The following is a 21169-nucleotide window of genomic DNA, read 5'->3' on the forward strand; positions in this document are numbered from 1 at the left end:
AAGGGAGCACACCCCGCATGGCCGAGCACCGCACCGCGCACCGCCACCGCACCACCGGGCTGGCGGCCCTGGCCGCCGCCGCGCTCGCCGCCTCGACACTCACCGTCGTGGCGTTGACCTCCACCGCCACCCCGGCGCAGGCCGCCGGACTGTCCCCGTTCGACATCACCGGCCGCGGCGCCACCGTCCCGTTCCGGGAGCAGGAGGCGGAGCAGGCCGCGCACAACGGCACGAAGATCGGCCCCGACCGACGCTACGGCACGCTGCCGTCCGAGGCGTCCGGCCGGGAGGCGGTCACCCTCGACGCGGTCGGGGAGTACGTCGAGTTCACGCTCGCCGCTCCCGCGAACGCGGTCACGTTCCGGTACAGCCTGCCGGACAGCGCCGCCGGCACCGGCCGGGACGCCAGCATCGACCTGCGCGCGAACGGCACGCTTGTCAAGGCCGTGCCGGTCACCTCCCGGTACGGCTGGTACTACGGCGGCTACCCGTTCAACAACAACCCGGGCGACACCAACCCGCACCACTTCTACGACGAGACCCGGGCGATGTTCGGCACCACCTACCCGGCCGGCACGAAGATCCGCCTCCAGGTCTCCTCGACCGCGCAGTCACCCACGTTCACCATCGACCTGGCCGACTTCGAGCTGGTCGCCGCGCCGATCAGCAAGCCGTCCGGCGTGCTGGACGTGGTCACCGACTTCGGCGCGGACCCGACCGGCGCCACCGACTCGACCGCGAGGTTCCAGGCCGCGGTGGACGCCGGCAAGGCGCAGGGGAAAGCGGTGTGGATCCCGTCCGGCACGTTCACGCTCTGGGACCACGTGGTGGTCGACGGCGTGACGCTGCGCGGCGCCGGGCCGTGGTACTCGGTGCTCGGCGGCCGGCACCCCACCGACCGCAAGCGCGCCGCCGGCATCTACGGCAAGTACGTGCCCGGCGGCGGCTACTCCGGGGAGATCCGCTCGCACGAGGCCGGCGGGCCGAGCCGCAACGTCACGCTGCGGGACTTCGCCATCATCGGCGACATCCGGGAGCGGGTGGACGAGGACCAGGTCAACGCGCTCGGCGGCGCGATGTCGAACTCGGTGGTGGACAACCTGTGGTTGCAGCACACCAAGGTCGGCGCCTGGATGGACGGGCCGATGGACAACTTCACCATCCGCAACAGCCGCATCCTGGACCAGACCGCGGACGGGGTGAACTTCCACTGGGGCGTCACCAACTCCACGGTGACCAACACGTTCGTCCGCAACACCGGCGACGACGCGCTGGCGATGTGGGCGCAGAGCGTGCCGAACGTCGGCAACTCGTTCACCCACAACACGATCGGCGTGACGATCCTGGCGAACCACCTGGTCACCTACGGCGGGCGCGACATCACCATCGCCGACAACGTGACCGCCGACTCGGTGACCAACGGCGGCGGTATCCACGTCGCGAACCGCTATCCCGGGGTGACCGGGTCGACGGCGGTGGCCGGCACCATCACGGTCGCCCGTAACACGCTGATCCGCAACGGCAACTCCGACTACAACTGGAACTTCGGGGTGGGGGCGATCTGGTTCTCCGCGCTCAACGAGCCGATCCAGGGCGCGGCCATCAACGTCACCGACACCGACATCCTGGACAGCTCGTACGCGGCGCTGCACTGGATCGAGGGGCAGACCAGCGGCATCTCGTTCACCAACGTCCGGATCGACGGCGCGGGCACGTACGCGCTCCAGGTGCAGGCGCCCAGCCAGGTCAGCTTCACCAACGTGCGGGCCACCAACATCGCCCAGGCCAACCCGATGCACAACTGCGTGGGCAGCGGCTTCCAGATCACCCAGGGCACCGGTAACTCCGGCTGGTACACGGCCACCCCGTACTGCGGGCCGTGGCCGCAGCCACAGTGGGGCAACGGCCCGTCCAGCCCGCCGTCCACCAGCGTGCCCCCGACCACCGCGCCTCCGACCACGGCCCCGCCGACCACCGCGCCGCCGACCACCCCGCCGCCGACCGGCGGGAACCTGGCCCTGGGCCGGCCGGCGACCGCGACCAGCGTCAACCAGACGTACGCGGCCGGCAACGCGGTCGACGGCAACGCGGCCAGCTACTGGGAGAGCGCCAACAACGCGTTCCCGCAGTCGCTGACGGTCGACCTCGGCGCGTCGCGCACGGTCGACCGGGTGGTGCTCAAGCTGCCGGCCGGCTGGGAGCGTCGCACCGAGACGCTGTCCGTGCTCGGCTCCACCGACGGCTCCTCGTTCAGCACGCTCGCCTCGTCGGCGGGCCGGGTCTTCGACCCGGCGGCCGGCAACAGCGTCTCGATCGCGCTGCCGTCCGGCGCCCGCCGGTACGTCCGGGTCACCGTCACCGGCAACACCGGCTGGCCGGCGGCCCAGCTCTCCGAGCTGGAGGTGTACGGCGGCGGCACGACCACCCCGCCGCCCACCACCACCCCGCCGCCGTCGACCCCGCCGCCGACCACCGCGCCGCCGACCGGCAACCTGGCCGCCGGCCGGCCGGTCGCGGAGACCAGCCACGCCGACGTCTACGGCGCCGGCAACACCGTCGACGGCAACGCCAACACCTACTGGGAGAGCGCCAACAACGCGTTCCCGCAGTCGGTGACCGTCGACCTGGGCAGCGCCCGGCCGGTGGCCCGGGTGGTGCTCAAGCTGCCGCCGTCGGCGGCCTGGCAGACCCGCACCCAGACGGTGGCCGTGCTCGGCTCCACCGACGGCTCGTCGTTCACCACGCTCAAGTCGGCGGCCGGTTACACGTTCGACCCGGCGTCCGGCAACAGCGTGTCGATCGCGCTGCCCTCCGGTGACCGCCGCTTCGTGCGGCTGACGTTCACCGGCAACACCGGCTGGCCGGCCGGCCAGCTCTCCGAGTTCGAGGTCTACGCCTCCTGACCCGGGGGGGGGGGGGGGGGGGGGGGGGGGGGGCCGGCCCGCCCCCCCCCCCCCCCCCCCCCCCCCGCCCCCCCCGCCCCCCCCCCCCCCCCGCCGCCCCCCCCCCCCCCCCCCCCCCCCCCCCCCACCACATCCCCTCCACCCCCGTCAACGCCTCTCCACCTCCCCCGGGAAGAAGGTGTCCGTCCACCATGTCCAGACTCCGTACCAGAGTGGTCGCGGTGCTCGCCGCGGTCGGCCTGGCCGTCACCGCGGCGCCGGCCCCACCGGCCCTGGCCGCCGGCGGCCCGAACCTCGCCGCCGGCCGACCCGCCAGCGCCAGCAGCGTCAACGGCTCGTTCGTGGCCGCCAACCTCACCGACGGCAACCAGGGCAGCTACTGGGAGAGCAGCGGCGCGCTGCCCCAGTGGGCCCAGGTCGACCTCGGCACCAGCCGCGCCGTCGACCAGGTGGTGCTCAAGCTCCCCGCCGCCTGGGAGGCCCGCAACCAGACGCTGTCCGTGCAGGCCAGCGCCGACGGCAGCGGCTTCACCACGGTCGTCGCGTCCGCCGCCCGCTCGTTCAGCCCGGCCGCCGGCAACGCGGTGTCGCTGGGCTTCAGCGCCACCAACGCCCGCTACCTGCGCGTCGTCATCACCGCGAACACCGGCTGGGCCGCCGCCCAGCTCGCCGAGCTGGAGGTCTACGGCACCGCCAGTTCCTCGACCAACCTGGCGCTCGGCAAGACGATGGCCGAGAGCGGCCACTCCGACGTGTACGGGGCCGGCAACGCCAACGACGGCAACGCGGGCACCTACTGGGAGAGCCCGAACAACGCGTTCCCGCAGTGGATCCAGGCCGACCTGGGCGCCACCACCAGCGTCAACCGGCTGGTGCTGCGGCTGCCCACCGGCTGGGGCGCGCGCACCCAGACGCTGACCGTGCAGGGCAGCACCAACGGCTCCACGTTCGGCACGCTCGTCGCGTCCGCGTCGTACGCGTTCGACCCGGCCGGCGGCAACACGGTCACCGTCACCGTGCCCACCGCGTCCACCCGCTACCTGCGGCTGCTGTTCACCGCGAACAGCGCCTGGCCCGCCGGGCAGCTCTCCGAGCTGGAGATCTACGGCGCGGCGACCGGAGACACCCAGGCGCCCAGCGCGCCCGGCAGCCTGGCGTTCACCGAGCCGGCCACCGACCAGGTCCGGCTGACCTGGACCGCGTCCACCGACAACGTCGGCGTCACCGGCTACGACATCTACGCCAACGGCGTGCTGCGCACCAGCGTCGGCGGCACCACGCTCACCTACACCGACACCCAGCCCGCCGGCAGCACCGTGTCGTACTACGTGCGGGCCCGCGACGCCGCCGGCAACGTGTCCGCCAACAGCAACACGGTGACCCGCACCGGCAACACCGGGGACACCACCGCGCCGACCGCGCCCGGCAACCTCGCCTACACCCAGCCGGCGAGCGGGCAGATCCGGCTGACCTGGACCGCGTCCACCGACAACGTCGGCGTCACCGGCTACGAGGTGTGGGCCAACGGCACGCTGCGCACCACCGTCGGCGGCTCCACGCTGACGTACACCGACAGCCAGCCGGACAGCGCCACCGTCTCCTACCAGGTGCGGGCCCGCGACGCCGCCGGCAACGTGTCCGCCAACAGCAACACGGTCACCCGCACCGGCAGCACCACCGGCGGCACCAACCTGGCCGTCGGCAAGCCGGCCACCGCCTCCTCCGTGGTGCACGTGTTCAACGCCGCCAACGCGGTCGACAACGACGTCACCACCTACTGGGAGGGCGCGCCGGGCGCGTACCCGAGCACGCTGACCGTGGCGCTGGGCGCGAACGCCAGCATCAGCGCGGTGGTGGTGAAGCTCAACCCGGACCCGGCGTGGGGCGCGCGCACCCAGACGTTCCAGGTGCTCGGGCGGGAGCAGTCCGCGTCCGGGTTCACCAGCCTGGTCGGCTCCGCGACGTACTCCTTCAACCCGAACACCAGCAACACGGTGACCGTCCCGGTCTCGGCGACCGCCGCGGACGTCCGGTTGCAGTTCACCGCGAACTCCGGCTCGTCCAACGGCCAGGTCGCGGAGCTCCAGGTCATCGGCGTGCCGGCGGCCAACCCGGACCTCACCGTCACCGCCCTGACCGCCTCGCCCACCGCGCCGGTCGAGACCGACGCGATCACGCTGTCCGCCACCGTGCGCAACGCCGGCACCGCGGCGTCCGCCGCCACGAACGTCAACCTCTACCTGGGTACGACGAAGGTCGGCACCGCCGCCGTCGGCGCGCTCGCGGCCGGCGCGTCCACCACCGTCTCGGCGAGCATCGGCGTGCGCGACGCCGGCAGCTACCAGCTCACCGCCAAGGTCGACGAGTCGAACACGGTGATCGAGCAGAACGAGGCGAACAACTCCTACACCAACCCGACCGCGTTGACGGTCAGCCCGGTGGCCAGCTCCGACCTGGTGGCCTCCGCGGTGACCTGGTCGCCCGGCACGCCGGCCGCCGGCGCCACGGTCAGCTTCGCGGTGACGTTGCGCAACCAGGGCACGATCGCGTCGGCGAGCGGCGCGCACGGCATCACGCTCACCGTGCTCAACGACTCCGGTTCCGTGGTCCGCACGCTGACCGGCTCGTACTCCGGCACGATCGCCGCCGGGGCCACCGCCGGCCCGGTGTCGCTCGGCACCTGGACGGCCGCCAACGGCCGCTACACGGTCCGGGTGGTGCTCGCCGACGACGCCAACGAGTTGCCGGTGAAGCGGCAGAACAACACCAGTGACCGGGCGTTGTTCGTCGGCCGGGGCGCGAACCTGGCGTACGACATGTACGAGGCCGAGGACGGCTCGGTCGGCGGCGGCGCGCAGGTGATCGGCCCGAACCGGACCATCGGCGACCTGGCCGGCGAGGCGTCCGGCCGGCGCGCGGTCACGCTCAACACCACCGGCGCGTACGTCGAGTGGACCACCAAGTCGGCCGCGAACGCGCTCGTCACCCGCTTCTCCATCCCGGACGCGCCGGGTGGCGGCGGGATCGATTCGACGCTCAACGTCTACGTCAACGGGGTGCTGCACAAGCCGATCAGCCTCACCTCGAAGCACATCTGGCTCTACGGCGCGGAGGCCGGCCCCAGCGACTCGCCCAGCGCGGGCGCGCCCCGGCACCTCTACGACGAGGCGAACGTGCTGCTGAACTCCACCGTCCCGGCGGGCAGCCGGATCCGGCTCCAGAAGGATCCGGCGAACAGCACCACGTACGCGATCGACTTCGTCAACACCGAGCTGGTGTCACCGCGCGCCAACCCGGACCCGACCCGGTACAAGGTGCCCACCGGCTTCAGCCACCAGGACGTGCAGAACGCGCTGGACGCGGTGCGGATGGACACCACCGGCACGCTTGTCGGCGTCTACCTGCCCGCCGGCACCTACGAGACGGCGCAGAAGCTCCAGGTGTACGGCAAGGCGGTGAAGGTCGTCGGCGCGGGCATGTGGTACACCCGCTTCCAGACGCCGACGAACCAGCAGAACACCGACGCCGGGTTCCGGGTCGAGTCCTCGGCAAGCGGGTCGACCTTCGCCCACCTGGCGTTCTTCGGCAACTACACCAACCGGATCGACGGACCCGGCAAGGTGTGGGGCGAGCTGAAGGACGTCGACAACCTGACGTTGGACAGCGTCTGGGTGGAGCACACCGTCTGCGCGTACTGGGGGGTGAGCGTGGACGGGCTGACCATCCGGGACAGCCGGTTCCGCAACACGTTCGCCGACGGGGTCAACATGACAAACGGCAGCACCAACGCGCTTGTCACCAACACGGAGGGCCGGTCCAACGGCGACGACGCGTTCGCGTTGTTCTCCGCCACCGACCAGGGCGGCTCCGGCGGCAACCACGGCAACGTGTTCGAGAACCTGACCGCCACGCTGACCTGGCGGGCCGCCGGCCTCGCCGTGTACGGCGGCTACGACAACATCTTCCGCAACCTCTACATCGCCGACCAGTTGACGTACTCGGGCGTCACCATCAGCTCGCTGGACTTCGGCTACCCGTTCGTCGGGTTCGGCGCGAGCCCGCCCACCCGGTTCGAGAACATCTCGCTGATCCGCTCCGGCGGCCACTTCTGGGGCGCGCAGACGTTCCCGGCGATGTGGTTGTTCTCCGCGTCCAAGGAGTTCCGGGGCATCCGGGTCAGCGACGTGGACATCGTGGACCCGACGTACTCCGGGATCATGTTCCAGACGAAGTACACCGGCGGTCAGCCGGAGAACCCGATCACCGACACGGTGCTCACCAACGTCTCCATCTCGGGGGCGCGGCGCAGCGGTGACGCGTTCGACGCGAAGTCCGGCTTCGGCATCTGGGTCAACGAGATGCCCGAGGCGGGACAGGGCCCGGCGGTCGGCTCGGCCACCTTCACCAACCTCCGCCTGACCGACAACTACCAGGACATCAAGAACACCACGAGCACGTTCACCATCACCCGCAACTGAGGTAAGGCGGGGCCCCTTCTTTACGCTTCCGGTAGAGAAGGGGCCCCGTCTCGCATCGCTGGCTATCCTGGGGCGATGTCCGAGCAGTGGTCGCTGACCGTCGACTGCGCCCGCCCGCGCGAACTGGCCGCGTTCTGGTGCCTGGCACTGGGCTACGTCCCGGCGGCACCGCCCAGGGGGTTCGCCACCTGGGAGCAGTGGCAGCGCCATCACCAGGTGCCCGAGGACGAGTGGGACGACGGCGCCTTCATCGAGGACCCGGACGGCATCCGGCCCGCTGTGTCGTTCCTGAAGGTGCCGGAGCCGAAGACGGTCAAGAACCGCATGCACTTCGACATCCAGGTCGGCGGTGGTCGGCAGGAGCCGGCCGAGGTGCGCTGGCCGCGGGTCCAGGCAGTGGTCGACAAGCTCGTGGCGGCGGGCGGGACCGTGCTCCGGGCGGACGATGCGCTCGGCGTGCCCGACCACGTGACCATGGCCGACCCGGAGGGCAACGAGTTCGATGTCCTCTAGGGTGGCCCGGCCCAACCGGGCCACCCCGCAGGATCACTCGGAAATGACGAACTGGGCGGTGCTGGTGGTGTCGTAGGTGACGCCGTTCTTCTCGGCGTGGTGGGTGCAGTTCACCGTGACCGTCCGGGACTGCGCCGGGACGCCACTGACCGGGACGGTCGGCGACCAGAAGGTCACATCGACGAGCGCGCCGTTGTTCTCCGAGTCGTAGTCGTTGGTGGAGTAGGCGAGCACGGTGGCCGAGCACCGGACGTTGATGTAGTTGGCGTCCACCCGGTCGTTGCTCCAGGTGGCGAGCCGCGAGTAGCCACGGACCTTGATGCCGCCGACGCGGAACGGCCAGGCACCCTCGTGGCCGACGCTCTCCAACTGGATGACGCCCTGGAGGTTGTACGCCGGCGTCGACGGCGGCGGCGTGCCCGGGTCGCCGGTCCCACCGCCGCCGCCATCCCCGCCCCCGCCGTCGCAGTTGAGAGAACAGTCGGGTTCCGAGGCGTGCGCCGGCATTGCCACCGCGCCGGTGGCCGTGAGGCAGGCCAGCAGGCCGATTCCGACGGTTGCAAAGCGTTTGAGCACGTCATCTCCTGTCGGTGGACGCCCGAGAAAAATCAACCCCGTGGCGCGTGATCGGAGACGTAGGCTATCGCCGCTATTTTCGAAAAGGCAATAGATACTGATCGGTACGGCCATAGCGAAAATGCCGCCCTACCCGGCTCGCCGGTGATCGGTGCATATATTTGCTGGTCCAAAGCCAGCTATAGAATTTTGACCGTTTTTCAGTCGGCCAGAACAAGCCATTCGGCCGAGTTCTTTTTGGTCTCATAGTGTTGGTTGCATCGGCGTGCGGCGGAGAACGATGATTGTCGCGGCTGGCGGGATAATTCGGATTAAGTGACCTGCTGTTCCACGCCGTAACCTTCCTCCACGACGCTCCGAAAACCTGATCGCGACCGCCGTCGCCTCGACGAAGGCGTCAGCTTCACCCCGCGACGACATCGGCACCAGCCACGGGCGCAGACCCGCGGCTCCACACCACTGCGTGGATGTGACCCATGTCGGCGCATTCGGTGTACCGTCCACCATTGGCAGCCGGCCACCAAGTTGGCATGGACGCTTGTCGTATGGGAGCGCCGCTGATGCCTCGTCGTCCGATCCCCGCCGATCCGTCGATCGGTGACCGCATTCGTGCCCGCCGCGAGCTGCGCGGGTGGAGCATCCGTCACGCGGCCAGCCGCGCCGGCATCTCGCACACCTCCTGGTCCCGCATCGAGCGGGGTCAGCAGCGCACCGATCGATACATGATCGTGGACCTGGCCGCCGCGCTCGAATGTTCGGCGGTCGACCTGACCGGGCAGGCGTACACCCCGGCGGATCGGCAGCTCGACGCCGCTCGCATCGACGCCGAGCGCCTGTGGCGGGCCATGATGGACAACCCCATGGGCGTACGCTCCGACACCACGGCCGTGGCCGAGCAGGTGCGCCGTGAGGCAGCCCTTGTGCGCGACCTGTACGGGCGGTGCGACTACGCTGGCGCGCTGCGGCGGCTCGTCGATCTGGTGCCGGCCATGCACGGTCTGGTCGATCGCCGAGCCGCGTTGACGGAGATGGTCCCGGTGTACGGCGTCGCGATGGGCGCACTGCTCAACGTGAGCTATCCCGCCCACGCCTGGCTGGCGGCGGAGCGCTGTGCCGAGGCGGCCGGGCTGCTCGACGACCCGGTCGCGGTCGGCGTGGCGGCGGCCAACCGAGCGCGGGTGTCCGCCTACTCGGGGGCGTACCGACCGGCGCGGGAGTGGTGCGACGCGGCGGCGGCCGACCTCGCGGGCAGTGCGGCGCAGGGGGCGTTGGATGTGCTGGGCTTCCTGCACCTCGCGCGGGCACTGCATCTCGCCGGCCTACGTGACTTCGCCGGCGCGCAGGACCATCTTGTCGAGGCGGGGCTGATCGCCGCGCACACCGGGGAGACGGACAGTTGGGACCTCGCCTGGGGGCCACGGAACGTGGCGCTGTGGCGAATGGCGTTCCTGCTCGACACGGGCCGCCCGGAGGCGGCCATGGCGACGGCTGCCGGAGTGGACCTGACCGGCCTGCCGGCGGTAAGGCAGGTGTACTTCTGGCTCGACATGGGACGTGCTGCCGAGGCGGTCGGCCGGGATCGTGAGGCGGTGCGGATGCTGCTCGCAGCCGAGCGCGTCGGCCCGCAGCACGCTCGCTCGTCGGTCGCGGCCCGCGAGACGGCGCGGTCGTTGCTGCGCGGGGGAGCGGCATCACCGGAGCTACGGGGCCTCTGTGAACGAATGAGCCTCACGACGCAGTAGTGGTGCGTAGGCGTTCCAGTCGATCCGCACACACTCCGTAGTGTCCCGATCACCGGGACGCGGTGATCCGATCGCGTCTCCTTCCAGCGCGACGGTGGCGAGCCCATCGCCGTGCCCTCGTCGAAGGGATCACCGATGGGAAACCGCCGTGACCAGGAAGACCACCAAGGCGCGCAGGCGGAGGCCGCCGAGCAGGAGGCGGCGCGACAGCGGATCATCGCGCAGGCCGAGGCGGATCGAACACCCGTCGACGACACCACCCGGGCGGTGCCGGACCGGCGGTGGCGTCGTGACCGGTGACCGGGTGCCGATCGGTCGCCGCGTCGCCTACCTGCGGGTGCGCCGCAAGCTGTCCCAGCAGACGTTCGCCGACCGGCTGGGCAAGTCGAAGAGCTGGGTCGACAAGGTGGAGCGCGGCGTACGTTCGCTGGAACGGCTGTCCACGATCCGCGAGGTCGCGGCGGTGCTGCGGGTCGACGCGGCGACGTTGCTCGGCCAGGACGCCCGGCCGGCCGAGGTGGCCGAGCGCGGCGAGGGCGTGGCGCGCATCCGGGCGGCCCTGTCCACGTACGGGATGACGTCCGGTCGGGACGCGTCGCCGGACCGGCTGGGTCAGACCGTGGCGCACGCCTGGGACACCTACCGGCACGCCCGCTATCCGCAGCTCATGGAGCAGCTCCCGGCGTTGCTGACCGACGTCCAGCGCGGGCAGGCGCGGAATCCGCCGGCGGGGCGGGCGGTGGTGGTGGACGCGTACCGGGTGGCGGCGGCGCTGCTGACCAAGGTGGACGAGGCCAGTCTCGCGTGGCTGGCCGCCGACCGGGCGATGGCGGCAGCGGCGGGGGACCGGGTCCTGTCGGCCTGCGCGGCGGTGCAGCTCGGGCCGGTGCTGCGGGCGTCGGCTCGGGCCCGCTCGGTGCTGTTGGCCGCCGCGTACCGGGTCGCGCCGCGCGACAGCGATTCGGGTACGCCGCAGGAGCTGTCGCTGTGCGGGACGCTGCTGGCGCAGGCGGCGTTGACGGCGGCGCGGGCCGGCGACGGGCGTGCCGCCGGTGAGCTGTTGGACGAGGCGGCGGAGATGGCCGCTCGGGTGGGTGACGGGCACGACCATTGTCGGACCGCGTTCGGGCCGGCTGCGGTGGACGTGGCGCGGGTGGTCGCCGCCGTGGAACGGGGCGACGGTGCGGAGGCGGTGGCCCGGCACGAGGCGGCGATCGCGGGGCAGGGGTGGCGGTGGCTGCCGCTGGAGCATCGCGCCGCGCATCTGGTGGACGCCGCGCGGGCGTACCTCATGGTGGGTGACGCCGAGCGCGCGGCGAAGGCCCTGGTCCGGGCGGAGCACCTCGCGCCGGCCGAGGTCCGCCACCGCCCCGCGGCGCGCGCCCTGGCCACCCAGCTCTCGACCGAAGCGCCGATCGTGGAGTTGTGGCACCTCCGATAAGGAGCGAAACCGGCATACCGTGGCACCACAAGTCCACGATCGACGAGATGTGCGGCGGAACGAGTCAGTCCGGGTGGGAGGGCAGGGAACGGGTCAGGGTCGGGATCATCACGGCGGCGGGGACCAGGTGCAGGACGAGCAGGGTCAGCACGGTGGTGGGGGCGGCGCCGACCAGGAACGGCGGGACGAGCGAGATCGCGGTCAGCGTCACCGCCGTCCAGCGGAACCGCCGGGCGGGGTGGACGCTCCACCGCAGCAGGGCGGCGGCGAGGACGACGCCCACGAGCGAGAAGAAGCCGGTCACCACGGCGAACCCGACCAGCGGGATCGTCTCACCGCCGTCGGGGATCGCGAAGTCGACGCCGGCGGCGCGGGCGAGCGCGGCGGCGGTCGTGGTGACCACCGCCGCGACGAGCGTGGCGAGCAGGCCGGTGCCGGTGAGCCGGCGGAACCGGCCGGTAGGGCCCGATGCCGGGCCGGCAAGGTCGGTCGTGCTGGTCATGCCATGCCCTCCTGGGGTGAGGATGCGTGCAGCCGCTCCGGCAGCCCGAGCCGGGCGAACCGGTCGGCGTGGAAGGTGACGATCTCGGTGATCGCCCCGCCGGTGACGCGCAGGACGTCGAGCGTCAACGGAAGGTACGCGCCCTCGCGCTCCCGCCAGTGGTAGAAGGCGACGGCCGGCTGGCGGTTCACTGTCGTCGGTATGCCGCGCAGGCCGGTCATGCCCGCGAAGCCGTCGTCGATCCAGTCCTCCACCACCGCGTCACGGCCCACGTGCAGGCCCGGCGTGGGCGGCATCGCGCACCGGACGTCGTCGCGCAGCAGCGCGGTGAGCCCGGCGATGTCAGTGGCCACGCTGGCGTCGGTGAACCGGCGGACCAGCTCGCGGGTCGCGTCGTCGCCGCCGCCGGTCCAGTCCTGGCGCTCGGCGGGCAGGTGTTCGCGCATTCCGGCGCGGGCCCGTTGCAACGCGCTGTTGACCGAGTTGACGGAGTCGCCGAGCAGTTCCGCGACGTCCCGGGCCGGCCAGCCGAGCACGTCGCGAAGGATCAGCACGGCCCGCGGGCGCGGCGCGAGGTGCTGCACCGCCACCACGTACGCCAGCTCGATCGTCTCCCGCGCCACGGCGAGCGTCTCCGGCTCGTCCGCGCCGGCCGCCGGCAGCTCGTCGAGCAGCCGGTCCGGGTACGGCTGGAGCCACCGCACCTCCCCGCCGGTCGCCGGTTCGGGGCGGCGCCGGGCGAGCAGGTCCAGGCAGGCGTTCGTGGCGATGCGGTAGAGCCAGGCCCGGAACGTGGACCGACCCTGGAAGGTCTCCCGCCGTCGCCACGCCCGCAGGAACGTCTCCTGCACCGTGTCCTCGGCGTCCTCGAACGAGCCGAGCATCCGGTAGCAGTGCACGTGCAGCTCCCGCCGGTGCCGCTCGGCCAGCCCCGTGAACGCCGACTCGTCGACCTCGGCCAGCTCCGCCGGCCGCGCTTGGGTAGTCATCCCGTCATCCTTCCGCCCCGTCGTGTCCCGTCGGAGGTATGACGGTCGCGGGCCCGAGAACTCATCACCGGCTGCTCCGGGACTGGTCACGCGGTATTCGTGAGTTCAAACTCCGCTGTTGTCACGACTTCGGAGGGTGAAACTCATCGGTCGGTCGTGACTTGTCGCACTGGGCCCGCGCCTCCGCCATCCGCAGGATTGACGTCAACCGATCAGCCGGTGGAGGCAACCGAAATGGACGAACGGTACGACTCGTACTGCGCGGTCGATCCGCTCTTCTACGACTCGCTGGCCGGCACCACGGCCGACGCGGACGCCTACCCGACCGGCCCGGTGCCGGACGGCTGGGAGTGCGAGGTCAAGGACGACTGGCTGATCCACGGCCCGGTCGGTGGGACCCTCCCCGCGCAGGGCTGGAAGATCCACGTGTCGGCGCGGCTCGACAACGCGGAGCGCGTGCTGGCCCGGGTGGCGGACTACTGCCGGCCCCGTGGCATCGCGTTCAAGCACCTGCGCGGCCCGCGGCTGCTGCTCATGCGCAACAGCAAGTACGCCCGGCGCGGCGCCAGCGGGAAGTTCGTCACCGTCTACCCGCGTGACGACGCCGAGCTGGAGCTGACCGCCAAGGAACTCGCCGACCTGCTCGACGGCGAGACCGGGCCGTACATCCTCAGCGACCTGCGCTACGGCGACGGCCCGGTGTACCTGCGCTACGGCGGTTTCGCCGCCCGCTACTGCGTCTCCAGCGACGGGCAGACGGTGCCGGCGATCGAGGACGCGGACGGCGTCCTGGTGCCCGACCGGCGGGACCCGGTGTTCCATGTGCCGGAGTGGGTGACGCTGCCCGACTTCCTCGCCCCGCACCTGGCCGCCCGCAACGCGGCGACGACGACGGATCTGCCGTACCGGATCGAGAAGGTGATCCACTTCTCCAACGGCGGCGGCCTGTACGAGGCCCGCGACACGCGGACCGACCAGCGGGTGGTGCTCAAGGAGGCCCGGCCGCACGCCGGGTTGGACGCCACCGGCGCCGACGCGGTCACCCGGCTGCGCCGCGAGGCGCAGACGTTGCGCCGGCTGGCCGACGTGCCGCACCTGGTGCGGGTGCACGACGAGTTCGAGTTCGGCGGGCACGAGTTCCTGGCCCTGGCGTTCGTCGAGGGCCGCCCGCTCAACCAGGTGGTGGTGCAGCGGTATCCGCTGGTCAACGCCGAGACCGAGGCCGACGCCGACCGGGCCGACTACACCCGGTGGGCCCTGGACGTGCACCGTCAGGTCGCCGAGGCCGTCGCCGCCATCCACGCGCACGGCATCGTCTACGGCGACCTGCACATGTTCAACATCATGGTGGGCGACGACGGCGCGGTGACGCTCATCGACTTCGAGGTCGCCGCCGACGTCGCCGAAGCGACCCGCCCCGCGCTGCGCAACCAGGCGTTCGCCGCGCCGCGCGACCGCACCGGCGTCGACGTCGACAGGTACGCGCTGGCCTGCCTGCGCCTGGCCCTGTTCCTGCCGCTGACCGCGATGCTGCGGTTGGCTCCGGCCAAGGCGGCGCACCTGGCCGACGTGGTCGCGGAGAACTTCCCGGTGCCGCGCGAGCTGCTGGACGAGTCGGTCGAGGTGATCGGGGGCGGCCGACCGGCGGACCTGCGACGCGCGGTCACGATCGACCCGGACGACTGGCCGGGCCTGCGCGACCGGCTCGCCGAGGCGATCGCCGCGAGCGCCACACCGGAGCGCGACGACCGGCTCTTCCCCGGCGACATCCGCCAGTTCGCCGGCGGCGACGGCGGCCTCAACCTCGCGTACGGCGCGGCCGGGGTGCTCTGGGCGCTGCACGTCAGCGGCGCCGGCACCGACCCCGCACACGAGCGGTGGCTGATCGACCGGGTACGCGAACCGGCCTCCGGCAGCCGTCTCGGGTTCTGGGACGGGCTGCACGGCATCGCGTACGTGCTGGAGCTGCTCGGCCACCGGGACGAGGCGCTGCGCCTGCTCGACCTCTGCCTCGACCAGCCCTGGACCGAGGTGCGCGACGACCTGACCGGGGGACTACCTGGGATCGCGTTGAACCTGGCCCACTTCGCCGCGCTCACCGGCGAGCACCGGTACGCCGACGCCGCCCGGCGGGCCGTCGACGTGGTGGTCGGCCGGCTCGGCGACGTCGAATCGGTCGCCGAGATCAGCGGCGGGCAACATCCGTACGCCGGGTTGGCCCGGGGCGGCGCCGGCGTGGCGCTGATGCTGATGCGGATGTACGAGCGGTCCGGCGACGCCGACCTGCTCGACCACGCGCGTACCGCGCTGCGTCAGGACCTGCGTCGCTGCGTCCGCCGCGACGCCGGGCACCTGGAGGTCAACGAGGGCTGGCGGACCATGCCCTACCTGGCCGAGGGGAGCGTCGGCATCGGGCTGGTGCTCGACCAGTACCTGCGCCACCGGCCCGACGACGCGCTGCGCGACGAGGCGACAGCGATCCGCCGTGCCGCCGACTCCCCGTTCTACGCCCAGTCCGGCCTCTTCGCCGGCCGCGGGGGGATCGTCGCGTACCTCGCCGAGCGTGGCGACCGGGACGCGGCCCGGCAGCAGGCCCGACTGCTCGGCTGGCACGCCCTGCCGTACCGGGATCGCCCTGCCTTCCCGGGCGACCAGCTCCTGCGCCTCTCCATGGACCTGGCCACCGGCACCGCCGGGGTGCTCGCCGCGCTCGCCGCGACCCGGCCGGACAACCCGCTCCACCTGCCGTTCCTGACCCCGCTGCCGGACGCGACGCGCGTCGCGGGCATGGACTGAACGGCTCACCGACCCCCCGGTTTCCCCGGGGCGACCCGTACCGACGTGACCGGAAGGAGGTGAATGGACATGGCCCTGCTCGACCTCCAGGGGATGGAGCTGCCGGCCGCCGAGCGTACCGGCGGTGGCAGCCGCGCCAGCCTGCTGCTCTGCGGCGACAGCTCGCTGAGCGTCACCACCTGCAACTGACCCACCCCACCATCCACCACGTCAGACGAGAGAAAGAGGACGCGACATGGCTCTGCTCGACCTCCAGGCGATGGAACTCCCGGCCACCGAGCGCACCGGCGGCGGTAGCGGCGCCAGCCTGCTGCTCTGCGGCGACAGCTCGCTGAGCGTCACCACCTGCAACTGACGATCAGTCGCTTGGCCCCGGGCCGGCTCGCGCCGGTCCGGGGCCCGCGCCCGTGGGAGGCCCGATGACCCCCGCCGACCGGCTCGCGTTGCGCGCCGTGGCGTTCGCCGGCTGGTGGACGCCGGTGCTGGCGGTGCTCGCCGTGACGGAGGCGGCGGCCCAGCTCGCGCTTCCCGCCGTGCTGGGCCGGGCGGTGGACGCCGCCGTCGGCACCGCGCCGCAGTCGTCGTCCGGTCGGTGGCTCGCGGTGGTCGTCGCCCTGGTGCTGGTGCTGATCGGCACGCGGGCGGCCCACGACTACGGCACCGGCGCGGCCGGCGCCCGTTCGGTCGCCGCGCTGCGGCACGCCCTGATCCGTCACCTGTTCGCGCTCGATCCGCGCACCGTGGGCCGCCGGCCGGTGGGTGACCTGGTCGGCCGGCTGGTGGGGCAGGTCGCCGACGCCGGGCAGGCCGCCCCGACGGCCGTGCTGGCCGGCAGCGTGCTGCTGCCACCGCTGGGCAGCCTGGTCGCGCTCACCCTGCTCGATCCCTGGCTCGGCCTCACGTTCGTGGTCGGGCTGGTGCTCCTGGCCGTGCTGCTGCGGCGGTTCGTCAGCGAGGCGTCCGGCGCGGTCGCCGGCTACCAGCGGGCCCAGGGCGACCTGGCCGGACGACTCGTCGAGGCGCTCGCCGGAGCGCGGACGATCACCGCCGCCGGCACCGCCGGGCACGAGGTCGAGCGGGTGCTCGCGCCGCTGCCCGAGCTGCGCCGCCACGGCCTGCGTACCTGGCGGGTGCTCGCCGGCGCGGCGGCCCGGGGCGCCCTGCTGAACCCGCTGCTGCAACTGGCGGTCGTCGCCGTCGGCGGTTGGTCCCTGTCCGCCGGTCGGCTGACGCCCGGGGAACTGCTGGCCGCCCTCCAGTACGCCACGATCGGCGCCGGGCTGGGTGCCGCGATCGCCGCCGTCAACACCGCCGTACGGGTCCGCGCCGGCTGCGGCCGGGCCGCCGAGATCCTCGACGAGCCGCCCCGCCGGCCCGGCGACCGGGACCTGCCGCCCGGGTCGGGCCGGCTGGAGCTGAGCGGCGTGGAGGTCCGCGACGACGCCGGGCGCCCGCTGCTCGACCGGGTCGACCTGCGGGTGCCCGGCGGCACGCTCCTCGCCGTCGTCGGGCCGTCCGGCGCCGGCAAGTCGCTGCTCGCGGCCGTCGCGGGCCGGCTGCGGGACCCGGACGCCGGCGAGGTACGCCTGGACGGCGTGCCGCTGCCGGAGCTGACACCGACGGCGCTGGGCCGGGCGGTCGGCTACGGTTTCGAGCGGCCGGTGCTGGTCGGTGACACGGTCGGCGCGGCGGTCGGCTGCGGCGGCGACCCGGTGCCGCTGGCCCGCGCCGCCGAGGTGGACGACGTGGTGCAGCGGCTGCCCGAGCGGTACCGCACCCCGCTGGCCGGGCTCGCCCTCTCCGGCGGCGAGCGGCAGCGCCTCGGGTTGGCTCGCGCGCTGCGCGCCGAACGGCTGCTGATCCTCGACGACGCCACGTCCAGCCTGGACACGGTGACCGAGCACCGGGTGGTGGACACGCTCACCGGCCGCGACGACAGGCGTACCCGGGTGGTGGTGAGCCACCGGGTCGGCACCGCGGCCTGCGCCGACCTGGTGGCCTGGGTGGACGGTGGCCGGGTCCGCGCGGTCGCCCCGCACCGGGAGTTGTGGGACGACCCGGCGTACCGGGCGGTGTTCCGGTCGTGACCACCGTCGGCGCGGTGGTCCGCGCGGAGCTGTCCACGCGACGCCGTCCGCTGCTGCGGCTGGCCGGTTGGTCGTTGGCCGAGGCGCTGCCGGCGGCGTTGAGCGGCCTGCTGACCGCCCGGGCGGTGGACGGTGGCTTCCTGGCCGGCCGGCCCGGTGTCGGGCTGCTCTGGCTGGGCCTGCTGGCGCTCGCGGTGCTGGTCGGCGCGCTCGGCACCCGGCAGGCGTACGGGCTGCTGGGCGACGTGGTGGAGCCGTTCCGCGACGACCTGCTGCGGCGGGTCGTCGCGGGCACGCTGGCCGGCGCGAGCGACGGGCGGGTCGACGACGCGGCGGTGACCCGGCTGACCCACCAGGTGGAGATGGTCCGGGACACCTGGGCCGGCCTGTTGATGGTGGTCCGGGGCTTCGTGTTCGCCGCCGGCGCGGCCGTGGTCGGCCTCTGTTCCCTGGCGGTCCCGGTCGCGCTGCTGGTGACCGTGCCGGTCCTCGCCGGCCTGCTGCTCTTCGTCGCGGCGTTGCCGGCGATGGTGGCCCGGCAGCGCGACTACGTCCGGGCCGGTGAGCGGCTCGGCCGGGACGCGGTGGTCGCCGTGAGCGGCCATCGTGACGTCCTGGTCAGCGGCACCGGGGATCGGGTCGTCAGCTGGCTCGGTGGTCACGTCGACGCGCAGGCGCGGGTGGAGCGGCGGCTGGCGACCATGGCCGCCGCGCGCAGCCTGAGTCTGGCCGTCGGCGGGTGGCTGCCGGTGCCGGTGCTGCTGCTGGCCGCGCCGTGGCTGCTCGGGCGCGGCCTCGGGGCGGGCGCGCTGCTCGGCGCGCTGGTCTACGTCGTGCACGGCATCCAGCCGGCGCTGCACACGCTGTTCCAGGGGGTGGCGGCCGGCGGCCTGCGCTTCGTGGTCACCCTCGACCGGCTGCTGCGCACCTGCGTACCTCCGGAGGAGAGCGGCGGGGCGACGGCGGCGCCGCCGCCCGATCCGGCCGCGCCCGCGCTGTCGCTGCGGGCGGTGACGTTCCGGTACGGGCCGCACGCCGCGCCGGTGCTCGACGGCTTCGACCTGACCGTGCCGGCCGGGGACCACCTGGCGATCGTCGGCGCGTCCGGGATCGGCAAGTCCACCCTGGCGGGGCTGATGGCCGGCGTGCTGCGCCCCGACTCGGGCACGGTCCGGGTCGCGGGCACGCCGACCGGCGCGGCGACGCCGGCCGAGCTGGCCGCCCGCCGGGTGCTGATCCCGCAGGAGGCGTACGTGTTCACCGGCACGGTCCGGGACAACGTCCGCTACCTGCGGCCCGACCTGGACGACGCGACGATCCGCCGGGCGGCGGACCGGCTGGGCCTGGCCGAGCTGGTGGCCCGGCTCGGTGGCCTCGACGCGACGCTGCGGCCGGCCGGGCTGTCCGCCGGTGAGCGCCAGCAGGTGGCGCTGCTGCGGGCCTGGCTGTCGCCGGCGCCGTTGCTCATCCTCGACGAGGCGACTTGCCACCTGGACCCGGCCACCGAGGCACGCCTGGAGCTGGCGTTCGCCGCCCGGCCCGGCACCCTCGTGGTGATCGCGCACCGGATCAGCTCGGCGGTGCGGGCCCGGCGCGTGCTGTTGCTCGACGGCGGTCAGGCCCACCTGGACAGCCACCACGGGCTGCTGGCCGGTTCGGCGGCGTACCGGGAGATGGTGGGTTACTGGGAGGGCGGCGACCGGTCAGATCCAGCAGGACTCCCGAGCGGTCCGCACCGCTTCCCAGCGGGTCCGGGCGCCCGTCTTGGCCATGATGTGGGAGAGGTGGTTGCGGACCGTGCCCGGTGAGACGCCCAGCTTCTGGGCGATCTCGCGGACCGGCAGGCCCTCGGCGACCACGTCCAGCACCTCCCGCTCCCGCGGGGTCAACGGATTGTCGGCCACCTCGAGCGCGGCGACGACCAGGTCCGGGTCGAGCACGACCTGACCGTCGGCGATCTGCCGGACCCCCTCGGCGATCCGGTCGGGTGGCACGTCGTGGTTGAGGAACCCGATCAACCCGCGATGCTCGGCGAGCATCGTGCGCAGTCGCCCGGCCCGCCGCTGGTCCACCAGCACCAGCAGCCGGCCGCCGTGGCTGCCGTCGGCCGCGGCGGCGAGCCGGGCGAGCTGGTTCACCGGCACCACGTCGACGTCGACCACCGTGACGTCGGGGCGTTTGCCGAGCAGCGCGGCCCGGACGGCGTGGGGAGTGTCCGCCTCAGCGACCACGTCGATGTCGCCCTGGGCGGTCAGCAGATGGGCGAGCGCGCCCCGGACCAGCCGTCCCTTGAGCGCGAGCAGCGTGCGGACCATGTCGACTCCCTGCCATGACCCCCGTCTTCCTGACCTCTCGTGAACAACTGATAACCAGCCGTCAGGAATCTTATTTATGTCGCTGTGCCGACGACACCCGGTGTCGGCCTGTTGTCAGTTGTCAGATCCAGCCGGCCTCCTGGGCGCGTTGCACCGCCTCCCAGCGGTTCCGGCCGCCGGTCTTGCGCAGCAGGCTGGACAGATGGTTGCGGACCGTCCCGGGCGCGAGGTGCAGCACCGCGGCGATCTCCCGACTGGGCAGACCCTTCGCGGCGGTGGCAGCCACCTCCCGCTCCCGCTCGCTCAGCGGGTTGACCACGGTGTCCAACGCGGCGACGGCGGTCAGCGGGTCGATCGCGCGGCGCCCCTGGGCGACGGTCCGCAACTGGGCGAGCATCTCGTCCGGCGGCACGTCCTTGGCGACCACTCCCCGCACGCACAGGTTCAGCACCAGTCGCAGCACCCGGGCGCTCGGCCGGTTCGTCAGCACCACGACCGCGCAGTCCGGCGCGGCGGCGCGCAGCGCCGCGACCACCGTCGCCGGCTCGTCCTCCGGGTTGAGGTCGAGCAACGCCAGGTCAGCGCGGCGGCACAGGCCACCGGCGTCCGTGCCGCCCTCGGCCACCACCTCGAAGTCGGCCGCCGCCGCGACCACCCTGGCCACGAGTGTCCGACACAGGCTGGGTGCGCCGAGCACGGCGACCCGGATCGCTGGTGTCGGACCGGTTACCGGTTCGCTACGAGTATCGTTCACGGGACTACTGTGCCCGACGCACCGTAACCGGTCACCCCCTGTGCCGTGCGTTTCCGGCGCGATCCCGCCATGT

Annotated in this window: 16 protein-coding genes; 11 read left to right on the plus strand and 5 right to left on the minus strand. The window is 73.0% G+C overall.

Annotated features, from left to right (window positions below; all coding sequences use genetic code 11):
* Positions 1-17: 17 nt before the first annotated feature.
* From ACIA6B_RS17970 to ACIA6B_RS17980, 3 genes are all read left to right on the plus strand, one after another.
* Entirely contained in the window at positions 18-2903 is a 2886-nt protein-coding gene (locus ACIA6B_RS17970; RefSeq protein WP_396774555.1) for a discoidin domain-containing protein, read from the plus strand.
* 191 nt (positions 2904-3094) lie between these two features.
* A complete protein-coding gene (locus tag ACIA6B_RS17975) occupies positions 3095-7381 on the plus strand; it encodes a discoidin domain-containing protein (RefSeq protein WP_396774557.1) in 4287 nt (1428 codons plus the stop codon).
* 75 nt (positions 7382-7456) lie between these two features.
* On the plus strand, positions 7457-7894 hold the full coding sequence (locus ACIA6B_RS17980) for a VOC family protein (RefSeq protein ID WP_396774559.1): 438 nt from the start codon (positions 7457-7459) through the stop codon (positions 7892-7894).
* 33 nt (positions 7895-7927) lie between these two features.
* Here the strand turns inward: ACIA6B_RS17980 and ACIA6B_RS17985 are convergent, their stop codons facing one another.
* Positions 7928-8470 carry a hypothetical protein gene (locus ACIA6B_RS17985; protein WP_396774561.1) on the minus strand — a complete coding sequence of 181 codons (543 nt, stop codon included), beginning with the start codon at positions 8468-8470 and terminating at the stop codon, positions 7928-7930.
* A 593-nt stretch (positions 8471-9063) separates the two neighbouring features.
* Between ACIA6B_RS17985 and ACIA6B_RS17990 the strand changes: the two genes are divergently transcribed.
* The 3 genes from ACIA6B_RS17990 (at position 9064) to ACIA6B_RS18000 (ending at position 11653) form a co-directional block, all read left to right on the plus strand.
* Positions 9064-10212, plus strand: coding sequence for a helix-turn-helix domain-containing protein (locus ACIA6B_RS17990; protein ID WP_396774614.1), 1149 nt, complete (start codon positions 9064-9066; stop codon positions 10210-10212).
* Positions 10213-10347: 135 nt separating this feature from the next.
* Positions 10348-10512, plus strand: a complete 165-nt coding sequence (locus tag ACIA6B_RS17995; protein WP_396774563.1) for a hypothetical protein — start codon at positions 10348-10350, stop codon at positions 10510-10512.
* Entirely contained in the window at positions 10502-11653 is a 1152-nt protein-coding gene (locus ACIA6B_RS18000; RefSeq protein ID WP_396774565.1) for a helix-turn-helix domain-containing protein, read from the plus strand. Before ACIA6B_RS17995 ends, ACIA6B_RS18000 begins: the two co-directional genes overlap by 11 nt.
* A gap of 64 nt (positions 11654-11717) precedes the next feature.
* On the opposite strand, the gene ACIA6B_RS18005 is transcribed toward ACIA6B_RS18000, so the two are convergent.
* Both ACIA6B_RS18005 and ACIA6B_RS18010 read right to left on the minus strand, forming a co-directional pair.
* On the minus strand, positions 11718-12155 hold the full coding sequence (locus ACIA6B_RS18005) for a DUF6069 family protein (protein WP_396774567.1): 438 nt from the start codon (positions 12153-12155) through the stop codon (positions 11718-11720).
* Positions 12152-13144: an RNA polymerase subunit sigma-70 gene (locus ACIA6B_RS18010; RefSeq protein ID WP_396774569.1), complete on the minus strand. Its 993-nt coding sequence runs from the start codon at positions 13142-13144 to the stop codon at positions 12152-12154. The genes ACIA6B_RS18005 and ACIA6B_RS18010 overlap by 4 nt, the downstream gene beginning before the upstream one ends.
* A gap of 234 nt (positions 13145-13378) precedes the next feature.
* Between ACIA6B_RS18010 and lanKC the strand changes: the two genes are divergently transcribed.
* The 5 genes from lanKC (at position 13379) to ACIA6B_RS18035 (ending at position 19835) form a co-directional block, all read left to right on the plus strand.
* Positions 13379-15940, plus strand: coding sequence for a class III lanthionine synthetase LanKC (gene lanKC, locus ACIA6B_RS18015; RefSeq protein WP_396774571.1), 2562 nt, complete (start codon positions 13379-13381; stop codon positions 15938-15940).
* Positions 15941-16003: 63 nt separating this feature from the next.
* Entirely contained in the window at positions 16004-16129 is a 126-nt protein-coding gene (locus ACIA6B_RS18020) for a SapB/AmfS family lanthipeptide (RefSeq protein ID WP_233219502.1), read from the plus strand.
* Between the two features lie 46 nt (positions 16130-16175).
* Positions 16176-16295, plus strand: coding sequence for a SapB/AmfS family lanthipeptide (locus tag ACIA6B_RS18025; RefSeq protein ID WP_107155631.1), 120 nt, complete (start codon positions 16176-16178; stop codon positions 16293-16295).
* Between the two features lie 64 nt (positions 16296-16359).
* Positions 16360-18027: an ABC transporter ATP-binding protein gene (locus tag ACIA6B_RS18030; protein ID WP_396774574.1), complete on the plus strand. Its 1668-nt coding sequence runs from the start codon at positions 16360-16362 to the stop codon at positions 18025-18027.
* A complete protein-coding gene (locus ACIA6B_RS18035; protein ID WP_396774576.1) occupies positions 18024-19835 on the plus strand; it encodes an ATP-binding cassette domain-containing protein in 1812 nt (603 codons plus the stop codon). Before ACIA6B_RS18030 ends, ACIA6B_RS18035 begins: the two co-directional genes overlap by 4 nt.
* Here ACIA6B_RS18035 and ACIA6B_RS18040 read toward each other — a convergent pair.
* Together ACIA6B_RS18040 and ACIA6B_RS18045 are read right to left on the minus strand one after the other, a co-directional pair.
* The gene (locus tag ACIA6B_RS18040; protein WP_396774578.1) at positions 19731-20342 is read right to left on the minus strand and encodes a LuxR C-terminal-related transcriptional regulator; all 612 of its coding nucleotides are present in this window, start codon (positions 20340-20342) and stop codon (positions 19731-19733) included. The two genes, ACIA6B_RS18035 and ACIA6B_RS18040, sit on opposite strands and share 105 nt — an antisense overlap.
* Before the next feature lie 121 nt (positions 20343-20463).
* Positions 20464-21006, minus strand: a complete 543-nt coding sequence (locus ACIA6B_RS18045) for a LuxR C-terminal-related transcriptional regulator (RefSeq protein WP_396774580.1) — start codon at positions 21004-21006, stop codon at positions 20464-20466.
* Positions 21007-21169 lie beyond the last annotated feature (163 nt).

Source organism: Micromonospora sp. NPDC051141 (assembly GCF_044455765.1).
Taxonomy (GTDB): Bacteria; Actinomycetota; Actinomycetes; order Mycobacteriales; family Micromonosporaceae; genus Micromonospora.